We start from the raw sequence: 16,813 nt of genomic DNA, 5'->3' as shown, positions 1-16,813 counted from the left end.
TTATATTATTTATATCCCAGCCTCTTCTTTTTTGCAAGAAATACTTTCAATTAAGTATTTACAAAGTACACTTTTATAAATAAAATATAGTATAATTAATTGATTTTAAAAATGCAAATGATATGAGGAGACATAGATGAAAAAACTAGTATTTATATGTGGGGTGTTTTTACTTTTACTTGCAGCTTGTGGTTCTAATGACGGTTCTAAAGAAGATAATAGTAAAACGAAATCTAATGCAGAACAAACAAAATCTAAGAAGTCTAAAAAAGACCAAGAGTTGGAGAAAGAAGTAGCAAAACTTACTGAAAAACAAAAATTGGCTCTTGCCTTCTGTGTGGAAGATGTCGATCGCTATACATTGACTAAGAATGAAATTTTAACAGGTATTTATGAATACAGACTTGCGTCTGGTAATAAAAACTTTAAGCTAGTTGATTTCAAACTTGTGAAATATGAAAAACATATTAATAATGCACCTAAAGGTATGAATTTCTACAATGTATCACCTAATAAAGGGAACTTTGAAGCATTGATTGGTGTGAGTAACGACAAAATCTTTGTTGGACGTATGCAATCGGGTTCATTAGATTATAAAGACTTATTAGGCAAAGGCAAAGAGGTCAAACTCATTGATGTTTATAAAGCTAATAAAGATAACAAAGCTTTACCAGAATTAACTGACAAAATAAATATTGTAGATCAATTATCTAAAAAAGATAAAGAAGACAATAATCCATTATCTGCAGCATACTTAGAAAAATCAGGAACAGTTAATACACATTTCCGTAACCAAGTGTATCAAATGATTTCAGATTTCGAAGGTATTGCGGTAGGTAAGACAAACTATTTATGGGATGATGTTAAAATGGTTGGTCATAGTGGCGATTGGATTGTCAATTACCGAAATAAAGATGGCGAAATTTTAGGGACGTATAAAACTAAAAATAATAAAATTCTTAAATTAGACCCTAATGGTAAAGTCATTAAACAAGAAAATTAATAAACCAGTGTTATAGAGTTCTCATGTTAATTGGTTTAGCCTGAGAACTTTTTATATAGGGTTTTATAATTATGTCAGTATGGTACGATGAAACTGAAGGGAAAGACGGCAATTAAAATCACGCAAAGGAGTTTATGCTTATGAATCCAAAGGTAGGTTTTGGCGAAGCATTTAAGTTGTTTTGGAAGAATTATTTTAATTTTAAAGGACGCTCAAGACGTAGTGAATTCTGGTTTATGCAATTATGGCATGTCATTTTTTACGGACCAGTACTCATTCTTTATATTGCTTCTTTAATCATGGTTATGTTCTCAGCAGCATTAGAATCTGACGCGTTATCAATAGTAAGTATAGTCATGTTAGTTGGCACAATCATTTATATGATTTTATATGCAATTATTACTTTCATTCCGAATTTAGCATTGACAGTCAGACGCTTCCATGACACCGACCGTACAATGCTTATTCCAATTTTATCGGTTATATTAGGTGTGATATCTTTTATTAGTCAATTGATTTGGGATATTAATGACCCTAACGGTGACAATGGTTGGGTATTATTGTTTATTCTTCTACTTGCACTCGTTCAATTTGCTATTTCAATTTATCAATTAGTGATTACATGTTTAAATAGTAAATTTAATAAGAATAAATATGGAGTAAGTCCTAAATTTAAAGGACATTATGAATAATTCAATTCTTCTAATGAAATGCTTTTAGCGATATAAATTAAGGTTCAACGTGTTGTTAATCATTATAACCACGTTGAACCTTTTTTAGTATGTCTATTTTCGCTTACCTACATGCCATTTCCAATAAGTGAACATACGTAGAAGATATTCTAATGGACCGTATCGGAAGTGTCTTTGATGTAATGTTGCTAATACAACTAAAAGAATATAAATCACAATAAACAAAATGCTGGTATAGATGAGTATATCTTTGCCAAATAATCCTAGACCATAACTATAGAAAATAAGTGTACCGATAATACTTTGAGTAATATAAACGGTGAGCGAGATTTTGCCGGCATTTTCTAAACCTTTAAAGATAGGATGTTTCTCATGACGTTGATATAAATATTTAAATAAACTCATATAACCAAATGATAAAACAGGTCCAAACATAGCAAGGAGTACACCGGAAATCGCATCGTTATTTAACCAAAGTATGGTTGATTTGGCAATAATCGCTATTGGTATCAGGTATATGAATAATTTCGACGACCAAAAGTGTCTTGCATCTTTTTCGAACCAACCAGATCTAGAAAGAAAGATACCTAAAGTAAATAACGGCACCTCAAAAAGGATGGCTACCAAGAAGATGGCGCCCTTATTATCACCTAATTGATCTTTTAATTCTGCAAATTTAGGAGATGGCGCAATGTCATCTACATGATGAATGTCGTCATAACTACCTTGTGTGTAAATTTGCTGTACCTTATGGATATAAGCAGCAGCATCATGATTGTCGGATGTTGTAGACGGTTGTGAATCATCAAACATAGACCAAAAGCCCATGATGAAGACGAGAGAAATGATGATAATATTAAACCATTTAAAGGCTTTCGTACTAAGTGAAATGAAAGGGATGACACATAACATCGCTAAACTATAAGCGGTTAAGATATCGCCTTCCCATATGTAAGATGCATGTATAAAGCCTAAAATCAGTAAGAAAATGGCACGACGTAATAATTTTAATCTAGGTCGTGGTAACCCTTTTAATTTCATAGACTGATACAACTTATCCATCGAAAAGCCAAATAATATGGCAAAAATAGGTAAAAAGCTCTCTTCAACAAGTACAATGATAAGATTGAATATGCCTTGGTTGATGGGACTTAAATGGAAATGTTCGATGTAGTCTTTGCCGGATAAACTAAATTGAAATATAAGTAAATTAGCAAGAAATATACCTAATAAGCTGAATCCTCTTAAACTGTCAGCAAATGTAATACGTTTCATAATGTCACCTCAATACATACAGTAAACAATAATGATAAAATCTAGCATAAATGCACCTTAAATCTATCTTAAATAATTAACATCACAACAAAGTAGTGGAGTGATGAAAGTATAATTTAAGCTCAACACCCCACATATGCCGATAATGTTTTACATGAAACAATGTTAATCCAAATCTTTAACTTGGTCTTTGGCACGTTTGTAAATGCTGTCAGGGAAGTGGGTAATACGCAATAATTCAATGGCGTTTCGCGTATTGGATTTACCTGTTTTAATCTTATAATCGAAATGAATTTCATTGTTTTCAATCGTTTCATTAAAGTGATAGTTATGATAATTGTCCTTTAACAATTGGGAAAGTTCGATATCATGTGTTGCTGCTACAATTCTGTAATTGTGCAAATGATTCAAATACGATAATATGGATTCTGAAGCCGCAATACGCTCAGTTGTATTGGTACCTTTGAAGATTTCATCAATGAAACAATAAACGGGTAATGTCGTTTCTATATCAAATAAGCGACGAATCGATTTGAGTTCAGCCATAAAGTAGCTATCGCCTGATAACACATCATCGGCATTTGCCATAGAAGTATAAACTAAGCCAGGTCGATAGCTAAATGTATCGGCTGTCGCAGTTTCAATCGTTTGTGCAAGGATAATGTTAATAGCTACAGCTTTCATAAATGTTGATTTTCCTGATGCATTTGACCCAGTTAATAGAATATTGTGTTTAATGTCGAGGTCGTTTGGGACGGCATTGTCCAGTAAAGGATGAACTAAGTTTGTAAATGATACGTTCTGTTCTTCTGAAAAGGCAGTCGGATCACAATATGTGTCCAATGTGCGTCGATACATGGCTAATGAATAGTGATTATCTAAGGTACTCACATAGTCATAGCAGGCGAGTACTTCGTCTTGATATCGATAATACGTATGCTGGATGATATGAAATAGGAAGTAGTCAACCATAAATGCCATCTTGATTAACATGATAAATGCGCCGCCAATATCTTGATCGCCCACTTTGCCAAGTAGACCGCTAAATAGACGCGCACCTTTAAAGTGATTAAAGTTCGTCTTAACTTCAGGTGTGCCTTCGATTTGGTCAAGATGATAGCCTTCTTTAAGTACTTTTGCTGTGTAGAATAGTGACTTTAAATCTTGATCATATGTGCGTTTAAGACTACCAGATAAGATAATATTCAATAGCACTGCGAAAATAGTTATAAGTACACCGGTTGATGGCGAAAATAGAATGATAATAATGCCAATCAATGGTAAGAATGGACAAATCATAAATAAATTATTACGTTTAATCGGTTTAAGTTGATCTGGAAAGATAGGATAAACCACTTTTCCGATAGAAGCGAGATGATAAGATACATTCACTCTAAATGTTTCATTGTTATTAAAGTAGTCTAAGAGTTGATGGTCATTAACCTTAAACATATTGCGTAATGTAGCGCACCAACGCATTTCTCCAATAGCTGTGAAGTTAAAGTTACTGCGATGGAAGATTTCCTCCATATTTAAATCCGACCATGTTTTATCGTCAATAAGATTGTCGTGTTGATCACGCTTGAGCTCAAATTGATAATCGAAACGAGCATTTGGACGTATAAAGTTCTCAATTGGCTTCTTATTACGCCAAAGTGTATGTATATGATGAATCAACTTTCGCTTATCTGAAATGCTCAGAGCAATATTCATAATTAACCCCAGAATGATGATGCCAATCACCAATAACGCATAAGTCTGATAAATATTCATAACTAAACTCCTTAAAAATTTAAATCATTTACACAATTATTTCATAATATGATGTAATTAACAAAGATAGATAAATTACGCTTTATCAATATAAAAATAATATAGGATTACTCAGATAACCTTTGCCACATAGATTTCACCTTGTAGCTCGTGATATGCTTAATAATGGTATAGGAGGCTTTGGTTGATATGATAGAGAAACAAATAGCATTTACATATAATTTAATGAACTATAACATGTGCGTGTGCCATGGTGAATGTATATGATGACAGCGCTAGCAATCACTATTTTTGTTATCACACTCGTATTTGTCATTTGGCAGCCCAAGGGACTTGATATAGGAATAACGGCCGTTATAGGCGCAGTTTTAGCACTCATTACTGGGGTTGTGGGTTGGTCAGATATTGTAGAAGTAACGCATATTGTTTGGAATGCGACGCTAACATTTGTGGCGGTCATTTTAATCTCATTGATTCTTGATGAAATAGGTTTCTTTGAGTGGGCTGCCTTACATATGGTTCGAGCATCTAAAGGTGACGGTTTTAGAATGTTTGTGTACATCATGATTCTCGGTGCGATTGTTGCAGCTTTCTTTGCGAATGATGGTGCTGCGCTGATTCTAACGCCAATTGTGTTAGCTATGGTACGTCATCTTGGCTTCAATAAGAAAGTCATCTTTCCTTTTGTTATCGCAAGTGGTTTTATCGCGGATACAACGTCATTACCATTTACAGTAAGTAACTTAGTGAACATCGTTTCAGCGGATTATTTTAATATTGGTTTTGTAGAATATTTGAGTCGTATGTTTATGCCCAATATATTTTCATTAATTGCAAGCATCATTGTCCTTTGGTTGTATTTCCGAACGTCTATTCCGAAGACAGTCGATATTCAAAAGGTTCAAAGTCCTAACACTGCAATCAAAGATCAGAAATTATTCCGTATGTCTTGGCTAGTTTTAGCAATACTCCTAATAGGTTATCTTGTCAGCGAGTTCATACACGTACCAGTGTCTCTAATAGCCGGCTTTGTCGCTATTATTTTCTTACTCTTGGCACGTCAATCAGACGTTGTTTCTACTGGAAAAGTTATCAAAGGTGCGCCATGGAATATTGTGATTTTCTCACTAGGTATGTATCTAGTCGTCTTCGGACTTAAAAATGTGGGTATCACAACTGTCTTAGGGCATATATTCGCATCGATATCTACGCATGGCTTATTTACCAGTATTATGGGGGTAGGCTTCATATCTGCAATATTATCATCCATTATGAATAACTTACCGACTGTTTTAATTGATGCGATTGCCATACATCAATCACAAGTAACAGGTATGCTTAAAGAAGGTATGATTTACGCTAACGTCATAGGTTCTGACTTAGGTCCGAAGATAACACCTATAGGTTCATTAGCCACCTTGTTATGGCTTCACGTTTTAGCTCAAAAAGACGTTAAAATATCATGGGGTGTCTACTTTAGGACGGGCATCGTTATTACAATTCCTGTACTCTTTATGACGTTGTTAGGTCTATATCTGACATTACTCATTTTTTAACACAATAATCATATTTCAAGATGGATATGACAGTTAGGCATTGATACGTAGCTTTTAAGAATAGATGGACATCAGGTTTAAATCATCTGATAACATGTTAAAAGTATATTCAAGAGAAGTTAGATTGCTCGCCATCCCAAAATGTTAAAGTATAATTCGACCATTCAAACAGTTAATGACTAACTTTTATACACCTTGCAGTCTAACCTCCTTGTAATATAAGGCTTAGATATATACATAGTTGAATATACATAAATCGTCATTAGAAGACCTTTGAGCGTCTAGTACTAATGACTTAAGTGAGATAACGGATGTGTCGTCTATGATCCGTCTATCTCATTTTTTTATGCCTTTTAAAAACTTAGTTAAAAAACATGTTAATGACATTAAAACGAGCATAATTTTTGGCGAAATGATGGTGTCATAGTATCTTAAATCTATAACTATACCAATTCTATAGAGGTGAGAGTGTGAAAGCATTAATTGTATACGCCCATCCTGAACCAAAGTCGTTCAATGGCGCATTAAAAGATAAAGCTGTAGAAACATTAGAGGCACAAGGTCATGAAGTTAAAGTTTCCGATTTATATGCAATGAACTTTGATCCAGTAGCTCGAAAAGAGGATTTTGAAAATCTGACAGATTCTGACTTCTTCAAATATGCAGTGGAGCAAAAACATGCCTATGATAACGATGAACTGACATCAGTGATTAAGGGAGAATTTGAAAAATTATTATGGGCTGACTTAGTCATTTTCCAATTTCCATTATGGTGGTTTAGTGTTCCAGCTATTCTTAAAGGTTGGTTTGATAAAATCTTTATTTTTGGTGGCATTTACGGTGGAGAATATGACCGTTACGATAAAGCACGCTTGACTGATAAAATCGCAATGATTTCAACGACAACGGGTTCGCCCGAAGGCAGTTATGCTGCCAATGGTTTCTCAGGAGATATACACGAACAAGTACTATTCCATATTAATCACGGCATGATTTATTTCTCTGGAATGACACCGTTAGAACCATTTATCGCTTATCAAGTAAGTCATAGTGAAGCAGTAAGACACGACTATCTTGAACAATTAGCCGAAAAATTAAAACATATTGATGCAATTCCTAGAATTAAATATCCTAAATTAGCTGATTTCGATGATAATGGCCAATTAAAATAAATGGTTGGTAGTTAGAGATATCGGGTGTGGCGCAGTGAATTCAAATAGAATACTGTGTCACGCCCGATACTTTTTTAAGTTCGCCAATTTTCAAAGCCTGCTAGCACACGTATGAAATAACAACAATAACAAATGTAATTTAAATTGTAATAGTATATCTTATTGTAAATAGGGTATGATGTAAATAATCATTGAGTGAATGATAGTCATATTCTATATAAGGTGCTGATGAGTCATGGAAGAGAAGAAACGGAAGACATTTAAGTTTAAGACGCCACATACATATGCATTATTAATGTTTGTCATTTTTCTAGCTTGGTTGCTAACATATATCATTCCTGCTGGTGAGTATGCACGTGAAAAGAAGGGTGACCAAACGCTTGTCGTTTCAGGAACATACCATACGGTAGAGTCGGCAAATGTAAATTTTCTCGAAATATTCAGAGCCATTCCTGAAGGTTTGATTAGTGGTGGAGAGATTGTATTCTACATATTCCTTGTAGGTGGCGCCTTTGGCATTATTCATAAGACAGGTGCTTTTGAAAATGGTGTTAACAAAGCAATGAGAATGCTAGGAGAGGCCAACTTTCTTATGATTCCATTAACGATGACAGTATTTTCTATATTAGGGTTTACAATTGGTTTAGCAGAGGAAACGATTATCTTTGTACCAATTGGAATCATCATCGCACGCACATTAGGATACGATGCTTTAACAGGTGCAGCTATGGTGATTTTAGGCGCTGCGAGTGGTTTCAGTGGAGGGATGTTAAATCCATTCACAGTTGGGGTAGCTCAAACTGTCGCTGAATTACCCATGTTCTCAGGCTGGGGCTTACGTACGATGATCTATTTATTTATCTTAACCGCTGCCATTTCAACAGTGATGTTATACGCTAATAAAGTGAAGAAAGATAAATCTAAGAGTATTGTGTATGAGCTCGAAAAAGAAGAAGGACATACAGTACAAGAAGTTACTTACCAACATTTTAGTAAACGACAAGCAGCAAGCTTATTGATTATCGTTGCTACAATTTTATTTAATGTATTTGGAATATTTGTATTTGATTGGACATTTAATGAAATGAGTGCCAATTTCTTACTCGCAGGTATGATTGCTGGTTTAGTAAGTGGACTCGGTTTAAATGGCACATTTGATGCTTTAATTGAAGGGATGCAAAATATTTTATTTGGTGCAATGATTGTTGGATTCGCCAAAGGTATTGTTGTTATTTTGGAAAATGGCAAAATCATCGATACGATTGTTCATGGTATGACAATGCTGTTGTCAGATATACCAGCTTCATTTGTTATTATTGCGATGTTTATATTACAGTTTCTACTTAATTTCTTTATACCATCTGGATCAGGACAAGCATTAACAACCATGCCCTTAATGGTACCAATATCTGATTTGCTTCATATTAATCGTCAGTTAACTGTCCTTGCTTTCCAATATGGAGATTCAATAAGCAATATTTTATTCCCAACGTCAGCAATCTTAATGGGGGCGTTAGCTGTAGGACGCATTACCTATACACAATGGATAAAATTTGTATGGAAATTGATACTGCTTTGGGTGGTTATTTGTGCAATAGCCATGTCGGTGGCACTTATAATTGGATATTAAAATGTGTATTTAAATCTACATATAAACAGTGTGAAAATTAAGTGAGGTAAGACTGACGTTTGTCTGAAGTTAGAGGGTGGTGCGTCTAATAAACACTGATATATCAATAGATAAGCGCGTTCCTAACATTATAGAAACGCGCTTGTTTCATATGATCAATTAGTTGTTTACTGTTGTATTGAATGGATGTTTATGATGTTTACCATGGACGATATAATACACAATAATTGCGACGGCTAATAGTGAAGCCATGGCTAAATATAAGTTGCGATATCCCATAAATGGAATGATTAGTCCAAGTATAAATGGTCCCATACCGGCACCGAAATCTACGAAAATAAAATAGGTTGATGTTGCTAACCCCATTTTGTGTTTAGGAGATTGTTGAATTGCAATGGCTTGTGCAGTGGGAATAATGGTGCCATAACCAAAGCCGATAAATGCTGCTGATATCAGTAAAAATAATGATGAGGTTGTCATACTCAATAGAACTAAACCAACTACAAAGCTAATCATAACTGGATACATTACTTTATTTTCACCATAATGATCATAAATTTTGCCGGTGAAAGGTCGGGTTACAAATGTCGCTAAGGCATATACAACAAAGAAATAACTTGCTGCAGTAACTAAATTTAGTAACTCGGCATAAATGGATAAGAAAGATAACACACTTGAATAAGCTATGCCAACCAGCATTGTAACCATTGAAATCGGTAAGGCTTCTCGTTGTAAATAAGCGTGAATGCCTTTAGGTTGAGCATTCGCTTCATCTTCGTTTGAGGCGATATTGATTGGAAGCCTTTTAACAAAAGTAGTGAAAACTAAAGCAATTACGATACTGATTAAACTAATCGTAAAGATAGAAGAAAAACCTAGACGATGATTTAAAATTAATCCGAAAAATGGCCCTAAAGCTGACGCTAATGTCACACTTAATCCATAATAACCGATACCTTCACCTTTACGTGCTTCAGGAATAATTCTTGAGGATATGGTACCAGTTGCTGTTGATGCGAATCCAAAAGCAATACCATGTATGAAACGAACTAACATGAGAATCCATATATTCGTAATAGTGAAGTATAAAGCAATTGCGGCCACTGAAGCGATGACACTATAAAATAATATCGATTTCGGTTGGAGGTAATCAATGATACGACCCGAACCTAAGCGTCCACCTAACATACCAATAATAAATACTCCTGCAGCTAAGCCTCCAATGCTTTCAGATGCGTGATATTCGTCAATAGTAAACGCAGTGACCGTTACGATAAGCATGTAATGTATTAAATACATAAAGAAGTTCACTAATGTAACGAAGATAAAATCTTTTGTCCATAAGCGATGTTCCATCATGTCCCTCCTAAAATAGTTAGAGTGACTTAGACTCTATATTGTTTTTTAAGCGCATGGTTTATTATATAAATAATTAAAACTAATGTATAATTAGAATAAATGAATTTAATATAAGTAGAACTGATATAAAGGGGTATATATGAATTTCGAGCAATTGAGTTATGTTAAAACAGTGTATGAACAGGAATCTATGATTCATGCCAGTGAACGTATGCACATTAGTCAATCAGCGATGAGCCAATCTATAGCGCATTTAGAAGAAGAATTAGGTTATAAATTATTTTATCGTTCTAGAAAAGGGACGGTACCTACAGAAATCGGTAAACGTCTCATTCCTAAGATATTAGATATTATTGAAGCCAAACATGCGCTGCTTTCAGAAGTTGATAGTATTGAAACACATTTTGAAGGTAGAATTAAAATTGCTACGAACCCAACCTTGTTCCATAAATTACTTCCTAAAGTACTCTCTCAATTTAAAAAAGATCATCCCAATGTAGACATCGAAGTCATTGAATCTGATAAAGAAGATATATTAAGAATGATTGAAGACCATGATATTGATTTAGGGTTGATAGGTAAGACCAATCATTCTGAAATATCAAATCATATTATTGAATTTCCGCTTTATTTTGGTTCGAATTTTAAATTGATTGTACCAGCTAAATCGAAACTTTCGTTTAAAGAAACCGTGGATCTTGAGGATATTAAAGCGTACCCATTTGTCTTATATGATCGTAGCTTTTATCATCATCATTTAAAGAAATTTCAAGAAGCGAATGGAGATTTGAAGATTGTCTTCCGTACAAATAATCCAATTGTCTTAATGAGAACTGTTGCTGAAGGGCTAGGTGTCGGTATTGTATCAAGCTTTATGGTTGAGAATGAGCCTTTTTTAAACAATGAATGGATTAAAGCGTTACCTTTAGGACAATCTTTCGATTATACAGTTGACTTTGTAGCCATTACACATCAAGAACATCAAAATGATCCAACCGTGCTTGAATTTATTAACTATTTAAAAGACTATAAGACGTTGTAAACAACATATGACAAAGATGTGTCGATTTTGTTATAAAAATTTTACTCAATTCAAATAAATTTTAGTATATAATACTGTGTAACACCGATTGAAAGGAGCAACTTATGAATTTACATAACATTAACTTAGTTTCAGGTATTTTATGCTTATTATCATTTCTATTAGTAGTTTCAATTATGTTCACTAGCATGTTCTGGTTTCTTCCAGGATTGTTCGTCATGTTATTAGCTATTATTGCGAGTGTTTTAGGCATCTTAAAAGGCAACAAAGCCATTAATATTACAATATTGATTTTAAATATTGTATTTTTAGTTATTTTCTCAAGCCCGTTATTACTAGCATAAGCGTGTGAGAAAATCATATATTTTGAATTGATATAAGATAGCGGCTACAGAAATTAATCGATAACATTAATTTCTGTGGTCGCTTCTTTTTATTACGTCTTAATAAGGGTAAATAGAAGGTATAACGAAAGATAACTAAGGGGGATTTATCATGGACGTAAGATTTCCGATAGGAGAATTTGAAGCACCTAGTAACCCGACATTAGTCGATGTGAAGGAATGGATGAGTGACATAGAAGTGTATATTGACCACCTTAGTGCAACGGTCAATTCGTTAACTGATGCGCAATTAGCACGTCGTTATCGAGAAGGCAGTTGGACAGTCAGACAATTAGTACATCATATCGCAGACTCTCAAATTAATTTATATGAAAGATTAAAAATGGCACTTACTGAGACACAGATAACAGCATATATGTTTGATCAAGAACGTTGGGCCGAACTACCAGATTCAAATTTACCTATCCAAGTATCAATGAATATTTTAGATGGCCTCAATCAACGCATTGTTGAAATGGGGAATCATGTTACAGAAGATGATTTAAAACGTTCGATTAAGCTTTCAGATGGTAGCCAAGTACCAGTTTCAGAATTATTGGCAAAATTATCATGGCATGAGCGTCATCATCTAGAACATATCAAGATTGCTTTATCAGACCAAGGTGTGTCACAAGCATAAAGTGTTCAAAAATAATTATATGAAGAAGTCTCTACAACCTAAGAATGAACTTTATCAAAAGTAAGTGTTAATAAGCATACTACAAGGATAAAACTGTTATAATCTGAACTTACTAAGAGATAGATAGGGGAGGAAGTTTCATGAAGGAACAAGTTTTAGTAACTGGAGGTACAGGCTTCTTAGGTTTGCGTATAGTCGCAGAGTTGTTAAAACAAGATTATGGCGTACGTGCAACAATTCGTTCATTGTCTAAGAAAGAAACGGTACTTGAAACATTGAAAGTACAACAAATTGACACGCAAAACCTAGCGTTTGTTGAAGCGGATTTATCTAAAGATGATAACTGGGAAGAAGCTATGGAAGATTGTACATATGTGATGAGTGTCGCTTCGCCTGTAGTAATGGGGAGTGTAAGTGTGACCGATGAACACGCCATTAATAAACAAGCCGTTGAAGGGATTCAACGTATTTTAAGAGCTGCTGAGAAGACAGATGTCAAACGTGTCATTATGACAGCAAACTTTGGGGCAGTTGGATTTAGTAATAAAGATAAGTCGAGTGTGACAACAGAAGCATATTGGACTGACCCTAATGAAAAAGGACTTTCTGTGTATGAAAAATCTAAATTGATTGCAGAACGCGCAGCATGGGATTTTGTTAAAGCGACTGAAAATCATATTGAATTTGCGACAATCAATCCCGTTGCAATACTTGGTCCTTCATTGAATCAACATATGTCATTGAGCTTCCAATTTGTAGAAAATATCGCCAGTGGCAAAATGAAACGTATCCCTAATATCCCAATGAATATTGTCGATGTCAGAGATGTGGCATTAATGCATGTTTTAGCAATGAAGACACCTGAAGCCAATGGCAAACGTTTTATTGCTACTGCAGATGGACAAATTACTATGCCCGAAATTGCACAATTAATTAAACAAGAACGCCCTAAACTAGCAGACAAAATTTCAACTAAGACAATTCCGGATTTTGCGATTAAGTTAGGCGCTAGATTTAACAGTGAAGCACAAGAAGGTAAGTTATTACTTGAAATGAATAGAAATGTCAGTAACCAACAAGCGCGAACAATTCTAGGATGGACACCAAACTACACACAAGAAGAAGCCATCTTAGCATCTGTTGATTGTATGATAGAACACCACATCTTAAAATAAATATAAGTGAATACGCCATTTGAGGTAGCACCTTTATCTATAATATTGTAATTAGAAGATAAAGGTGTTTTTTTACTTACAAAATTTGGAAAGCGCTTACTTTTCTCTTGTTTCATGAAAAATACATATGCTAGTATAAATCTATGATAACGTTTTCATAACAAAAAGTAAGGTGAAACGATGAATAATACAGAGATTAAACAATTTATTGAAGCAGGACATTTAACGGTTGGTATTGAATTCGGATCAACACGAATTAAAGCGATTGCGATTGATGATCAATGCCAAACACTCGCAACAGGTTCATTTGAATGGGAGAACAGTTACCGTAACGGTTATTGGACTTATTCGATGAATGACGCATGGGTAGGTATTCAACGTGCATATGGTGCAATGACGCAAGAACTTAAAGACAAATATGATGTGACGGTGCGTCAACTCGCTTCATTAGGTATTAGTGGTATGATGCATGGCTACTTACCATTTGATGACAATGATGATTTACTCGTGCCATTTAGAACTTGGCGTAATAACAATGCTAATAAAGCAGCTGAACAATTGCGTGAAGATTTCCAAGTCAATATTCCAGAACGTTGGAGTATTGCACAACTTTATCAATCAGCATTAGATCAAGAAGTACATGTTGAGAAAGTACGTTATATGACGACACTTGCGGGATACATACACTGGTATTTAACTGATGAGAAAGTATTGGGTATCGGAGATGCATCAGGCATGTTCCCAATTGATAGTGAAACACAAGACTATCGTGAAGATATTATTCAGCGTTTTAATAAGAAATTTTCTGAAAAGGGTTACACACAAGACATAAGAGATCTCTTGCCTAAAGTGGTTGTAGCAGGAGAGTATGCCGGACGTCTTACGGAAACGGGTGCGAAATTAGTAGACCCGAACGGTGAGTTACAAGCTGGATGTCCATTATGCGCACCTGAAGCAGATGCGGCTACAGGAATGGTAGCGACGAATAGTGTAGCACCAAGAACAGGGAATATTTCGGCAGGTACAAGTATCTTCTCAATGATTGTTCTTGAAAAGCCAATCAAAGATGTTTATCCAGAGGTAGATATTGTTACAACACCAGATGGTTATGAAGTAGCAATGATTCATGCGAATAACTGTACATCAGATATTAATGCGTGGGTTGATCTATTTGGCGAAGTCTTTGAAACGATGGGCGTTCAATATGATAAAGGTGAACTATTTACCAAATTGTTTGAACGGGCTTTAAAAGGCGATGATGATTTAGGTAAGTTATTGTCATTTGGTTATATTTCAGGTGAATTTATTACAGATGTACAACATGGCTATCCAATGCTTGTACGATCAGTAGATAGCAATTTTAATTTAGCCAACTTAATGAAGACGCATATTTATAGCGCATTTACTACGTTGAAAATTGGTATTGACTTACTAAAAGAAAAAGAAAATATTCATATTGATTCAATGTTTGGTCATGGTGGCATATTTAAGACTGAAAAAGTTGCGCAATCCTTCTTAGCGGCCGCTTTAGACAGCCCAGTGCGTGTCATGCAAACTGCGAGTGAAGGTGGCGCTTGGGGTATCGCTGTCTTAGCAAGATACATGATTGAAACAGAGACATCTAATTTAGCAACTTATTTAAATGATTTCGCATTTAAAGGAACAGAATCTATGACTATGACGCCAACTGAAGAAGAAGTTGCACATTTTGAACAGTATACAGAACGTTTTAAACAAGGCATTCCACTTGAACGTCTTGCGCATGAACAATTTCATTCAGAACATAAATAACAACTAATAAACAAAGGTAGAAAGTGGGATTAAAGTGACGAACGAGATAGAAAAACGAGAACGTCAATTTTTAGGATTGCCTATGGTATTAATATGGGGTTACATTGCCGTAGCAATCTTCATGACCGGAGATGGTATGGAACAGGCGTTTTTATCTAAATATATTATGAGCCTGGGCTTTGATAATTCAGAAGCTGGTAATGTCTTAACCGTTTACGGTTTAGTGGTAGCAATTGCTTCGTGGTTATCAGGTGTGATGGCTGAGATTTTTAGCCCAAGACGTGTGATGACATTCGCATTTATCATTTGGATGGTCTTCCATGTTGGATTCTTAGTCTTTGGTTTAGAACAACAGAACTATGCCATGATGATGATCATGTATGGTATTCGTGGTTTAGCATATCCAATGTTTATTTATAGCTTTGTCGTATGGATTACATATTCTTCACCAAGTTACAAGCTGGCGTCAGCCATGGGTTGGTTCTGGGCAATGTATTCAATTGGTATAGGTGTATTAGGTTCATATTTACCAAGCTTTTCAATTCCAGTGATTGGTGAGATGGGCACTTTATGGTCAGCATTAGTCTTCATCTTAATTGGTGGATTAATCGCGATGTTCTTAGTTAAAGATAAAAAAGGTAAAGACGTAGAAGCGCAACATATGACTAAGAAAGAAATGTTAAGAGAATTTGGTCGAGGGATTACTATTCTTAAAAATAAGAATGTAGCAGTTGCCTTTGTCGTACGTATTATTAACCAATTGTCATTATTCGGCTTGGTTGTATTCTTACCTCATGTTTACACTGCAGATTTCGGTTTCACTACGTCAGAATGGTTACGTGTATGGGGATTAATGTACATTATTACCATATTTACAAACTTATTCTGGGGTATTATGGGCGATAAAATTGGTTGGGTACGCCAAGTCCGTTGGTTCGGTTGTATTGGTATGGCCGTATCCACATTAGCGTTTTATTACTTCCCATCATGGAGTGGGCCTAATATCATCGTGACAACGTTAATTGCGATTATGTTTGGTTTCGCAGTTGCTGCGTTCGTTCCAATGTCAGCTATATTCCCAACGTTGGTCCCAGAACATAAAGGTGCCGCAGTATCTGTACATAACCTAGCAGCAGGATTAAGTAATTTCCTGGGTTATGGACTTGCAAGTGTGATGCTCATCTTCGCTTCAGCAGAAGTGACTATTTGGGCTTATGCAGTGATTTATGTATTAGGCTTTGTTCTTACATTCTTTATGAAAGTACAACAGCCTGGAAGACAAGTCAAAACAACAATTAGTTCACAATCAAATTAAAAAGGAT

14 protein-coding genes are annotated in these 16,813 nt (G+C 35.0%); 11 read left to right on the top strand and 3 right to left on the bottom strand.

The window, feature by feature from the left end:
• Positions 1–136: 136 nt before the first annotated feature.
• Together AK212_RS07720 and AK212_RS07715 are read left to right on the top strand one after the other, a co-directional pair.
• Entirely contained in the window at positions 137–1,003 is an 867-nt protein-coding gene (locus AK212_RS07720; protein WP_053030133.1) for a hypothetical protein, read from the top strand.
• A gap of 140 nt (positions 1,004–1,143) precedes the next feature.
• Positions 1,144–1,695, top strand: a complete 552-nt coding sequence (locus tag AK212_RS07715) for a DUF805 domain-containing protein (RefSeq protein ID WP_053030132.1) — start codon at positions 1,144–1,146, stop codon at positions 1,693–1,695.
• Positions 1,696–1,788: 93 nt separating this feature from the next.
• On the opposite strand, the gene AK212_RS07710 is transcribed toward AK212_RS07715, so the two are convergent.
• Together AK212_RS07710 and AK212_RS07705 are read right to left on the bottom strand one after the other, a co-directional pair.
• A complete protein-coding gene (locus AK212_RS07710; RefSeq protein WP_053030131.1) occupies positions 1,789–2,970 on the bottom strand; it encodes a DUF418 domain-containing protein in 1,182 nt (393 codons plus the stop codon).
• Positions 2,971–3,135: 165 nt separating this feature from the next.
• Positions 3,136–4,743, bottom strand: coding sequence for a MutS-related protein (locus AK212_RS07705; RefSeq protein ID WP_053030130.1), 1,608 nt, complete (start codon positions 4,741–4,743; stop codon positions 3,136–3,138).
• Between the two features lie 266 nt (positions 4,744–5,009).
• On the opposite strand from AK212_RS07705, the gene arsB reads away from it, so the two are divergent.
• From arsB to AK212_RS07690, 3 genes are all read left to right on the top strand, one after another.
• Positions 5,010–6,299, top strand: a complete 1,290-nt coding sequence (arsB, locus tag AK212_RS07700) for an arsenite efflux transporter membrane subunit ArsB (RefSeq protein WP_053030220.1) — start codon at positions 5,010–5,012, stop codon at positions 6,297–6,299.
• Positions 6,300–6,769: 470 nt separating this feature from the next.
• Positions 6,770–7,471, top strand: a complete 702-nt coding sequence (locus AK212_RS07695) for an NAD(P)H-dependent oxidoreductase (RefSeq protein ID WP_053030129.1) — start codon at positions 6,770–6,772, stop codon at positions 7,469–7,471.
• A 235-nt stretch (positions 7,472–7,706) separates the two neighbouring features.
• Positions 7,707–9,101 carry a YfcC family protein gene (locus AK212_RS07690; protein WP_053030128.1) on the top strand — a complete coding sequence of 465 codons (1,395 nt, stop codon included), beginning with the start codon at positions 7,707–7,709 and terminating at the stop codon, positions 9,099–9,101.
• Between the two features lie 159 nt (positions 9,102–9,260).
• On the opposite strand, the gene AK212_RS07685 is transcribed toward AK212_RS07690, so the two are convergent.
• Complete coding sequence (locus AK212_RS07685) at positions 9,261–10,457, bottom strand: MFS transporter (protein WP_053030127.1); 1,197 nt, start codon at positions 10,455–10,457, stop codon at positions 9,261–9,263.
• Between the two features lie 142 nt (positions 10,458–10,599).
• Here AK212_RS07685 and AK212_RS07680 point away from each other — a divergent pair, with 142 nt between their 5' ends.
• The 6 genes from AK212_RS07680 to AK212_RS07655 all read left to right on the top strand — a co-directional run bounded on the left by AK212_RS07680 (position 10,600) and on the right by AK212_RS07655 (position 16,806).
• Positions 10,600–11,502, top strand: a complete 903-nt coding sequence (locus AK212_RS07680) for a LysR family transcriptional regulator (protein ID WP_053030126.1) — start codon at positions 10,600–10,602, stop codon at positions 11,500–11,502.
• 104 nt (positions 11,503–11,606) lie between these two features.
• Positions 11,607–11,846: a hypothetical protein gene (locus AK212_RS07675; RefSeq protein ID WP_053030125.1), complete on the top strand. Its 240-nt coding sequence runs from the start codon at positions 11,607–11,609 to the stop codon at positions 11,844–11,846.
• A 151-nt stretch (positions 11,847–11,997) separates the two neighbouring features.
• A complete protein-coding gene (locus tag AK212_RS07670) occupies positions 11,998–12,525 on the top strand; it encodes a YfiT family bacillithiol transferase (protein ID WP_053030124.1) in 528 nt (175 codons plus the stop codon).
• 140 nt (positions 12,526–12,665) lie between these two features.
• Positions 12,666–13,700, top strand: a complete 1,035-nt coding sequence (locus AK212_RS07665; RefSeq protein WP_053030123.1) for an SDR family oxidoreductase — start codon at positions 12,666–12,668, stop codon at positions 13,698–13,700.
• 180 nt (positions 13,701–13,880) lie between these two features.
• Entirely contained in the window at positions 13,881–15,491 is a 1,611-nt protein-coding gene (locus AK212_RS07660) for a xylulokinase (protein WP_053030122.1), read from the top strand.
• A gap of 34 nt (positions 15,492–15,525) precedes the next feature.
• Positions 15,526–16,806: an MFS transporter gene (locus AK212_RS07655; protein ID WP_053030121.1), complete on the top strand. Its 1,281-nt coding sequence runs from the start codon at positions 15,526–15,528 to the stop codon at positions 16,804–16,806.
• Positions 16,807–16,813 lie beyond the last annotated feature (7 nt).

It is taken from the genome of Staphylococcus borealis (assembly GCF_001224225.1).
GTDB lineage: Bacteria > Bacillota > Bacilli > Staphylococcales > Staphylococcaceae > Staphylococcus > Staphylococcus borealis.
The sequence above is the reverse complement of the archived record's forward strand: the minus strand, read 5'-3'. Positions and strand labels throughout refer to the sequence as shown.

Excerpts from the sequence above, each read along its gene's own strand:
- AK212_RS07720 (WP_053030133.1), top strand. The coding sequence starts at position 137 with ATGAAAAAACTAGTATTTATATGTGGGGTGTTTTTACTTTTACTTGCA.
- AK212_RS07715 (WP_053030132.1), top strand. The coding sequence starts at position 1,144 with ATGAATCCAAAGGTAGGTTTTGGCGAAGCATTTAAGTTGTTTTGGAAG.
- AK212_RS07710 (WP_053030131.1), bottom strand. The coding sequence starts at position 2,970 with ATGAAACGTATTACATTTGCTGACAGTTTAAGAGGATTCAGCTTATTA.
- AK212_RS07705 (WP_053030130.1), bottom strand. The coding sequence starts at position 4,743 with ATGAATATTTATCAGACTTATGCGTTATTGGTGATTGGCATCATCATT.
- arsB (WP_053030220.1), top strand. The coding sequence starts at position 5,010 with ATGACAGCGCTAGCAATCACTATTTTTGTTATCACACTCGTATTTGTC.
- AK212_RS07690 (WP_053030128.1), top strand. The coding sequence starts at position 7,707 with ATGGAAGAGAAGAAACGGAAGACATTTAAGTTTAAGACGCCACATACA.
- AK212_RS07685 (WP_053030127.1), bottom strand. The coding sequence starts at position 10,457 with ATGGAACATCGCTTATGGACAAAAGATTTTATCTTCGTTACATTAGTG.
- AK212_RS07680 (WP_053030126.1), top strand. The coding sequence starts at position 10,600 with ATGAATTTCGAGCAATTGAGTTATGTTAAAACAGTGTATGAACAGGAA.
- AK212_RS07675 (WP_053030125.1), top strand. The coding sequence starts at position 11,607 with ATGAATTTACATAACATTAACTTAGTTTCAGGTATTTTATGCTTATTA.
- AK212_RS07670 (WP_053030124.1), top strand. The coding sequence starts at position 11,998 with ATGGACGTAAGATTTCCGATAGGAGAATTTGAAGCACCTAGTAACCCG.
- AK212_RS07665 (WP_053030123.1), top strand. The coding sequence starts at position 12,666 with ATGAAGGAACAAGTTTTAGTAACTGGAGGTACAGGCTTCTTAGGTTTG.
- AK212_RS07660 (WP_053030122.1), top strand. The coding sequence starts at position 13,881 with ATGAATAATACAGAGATTAAACAATTTATTGAAGCAGGACATTTAACG.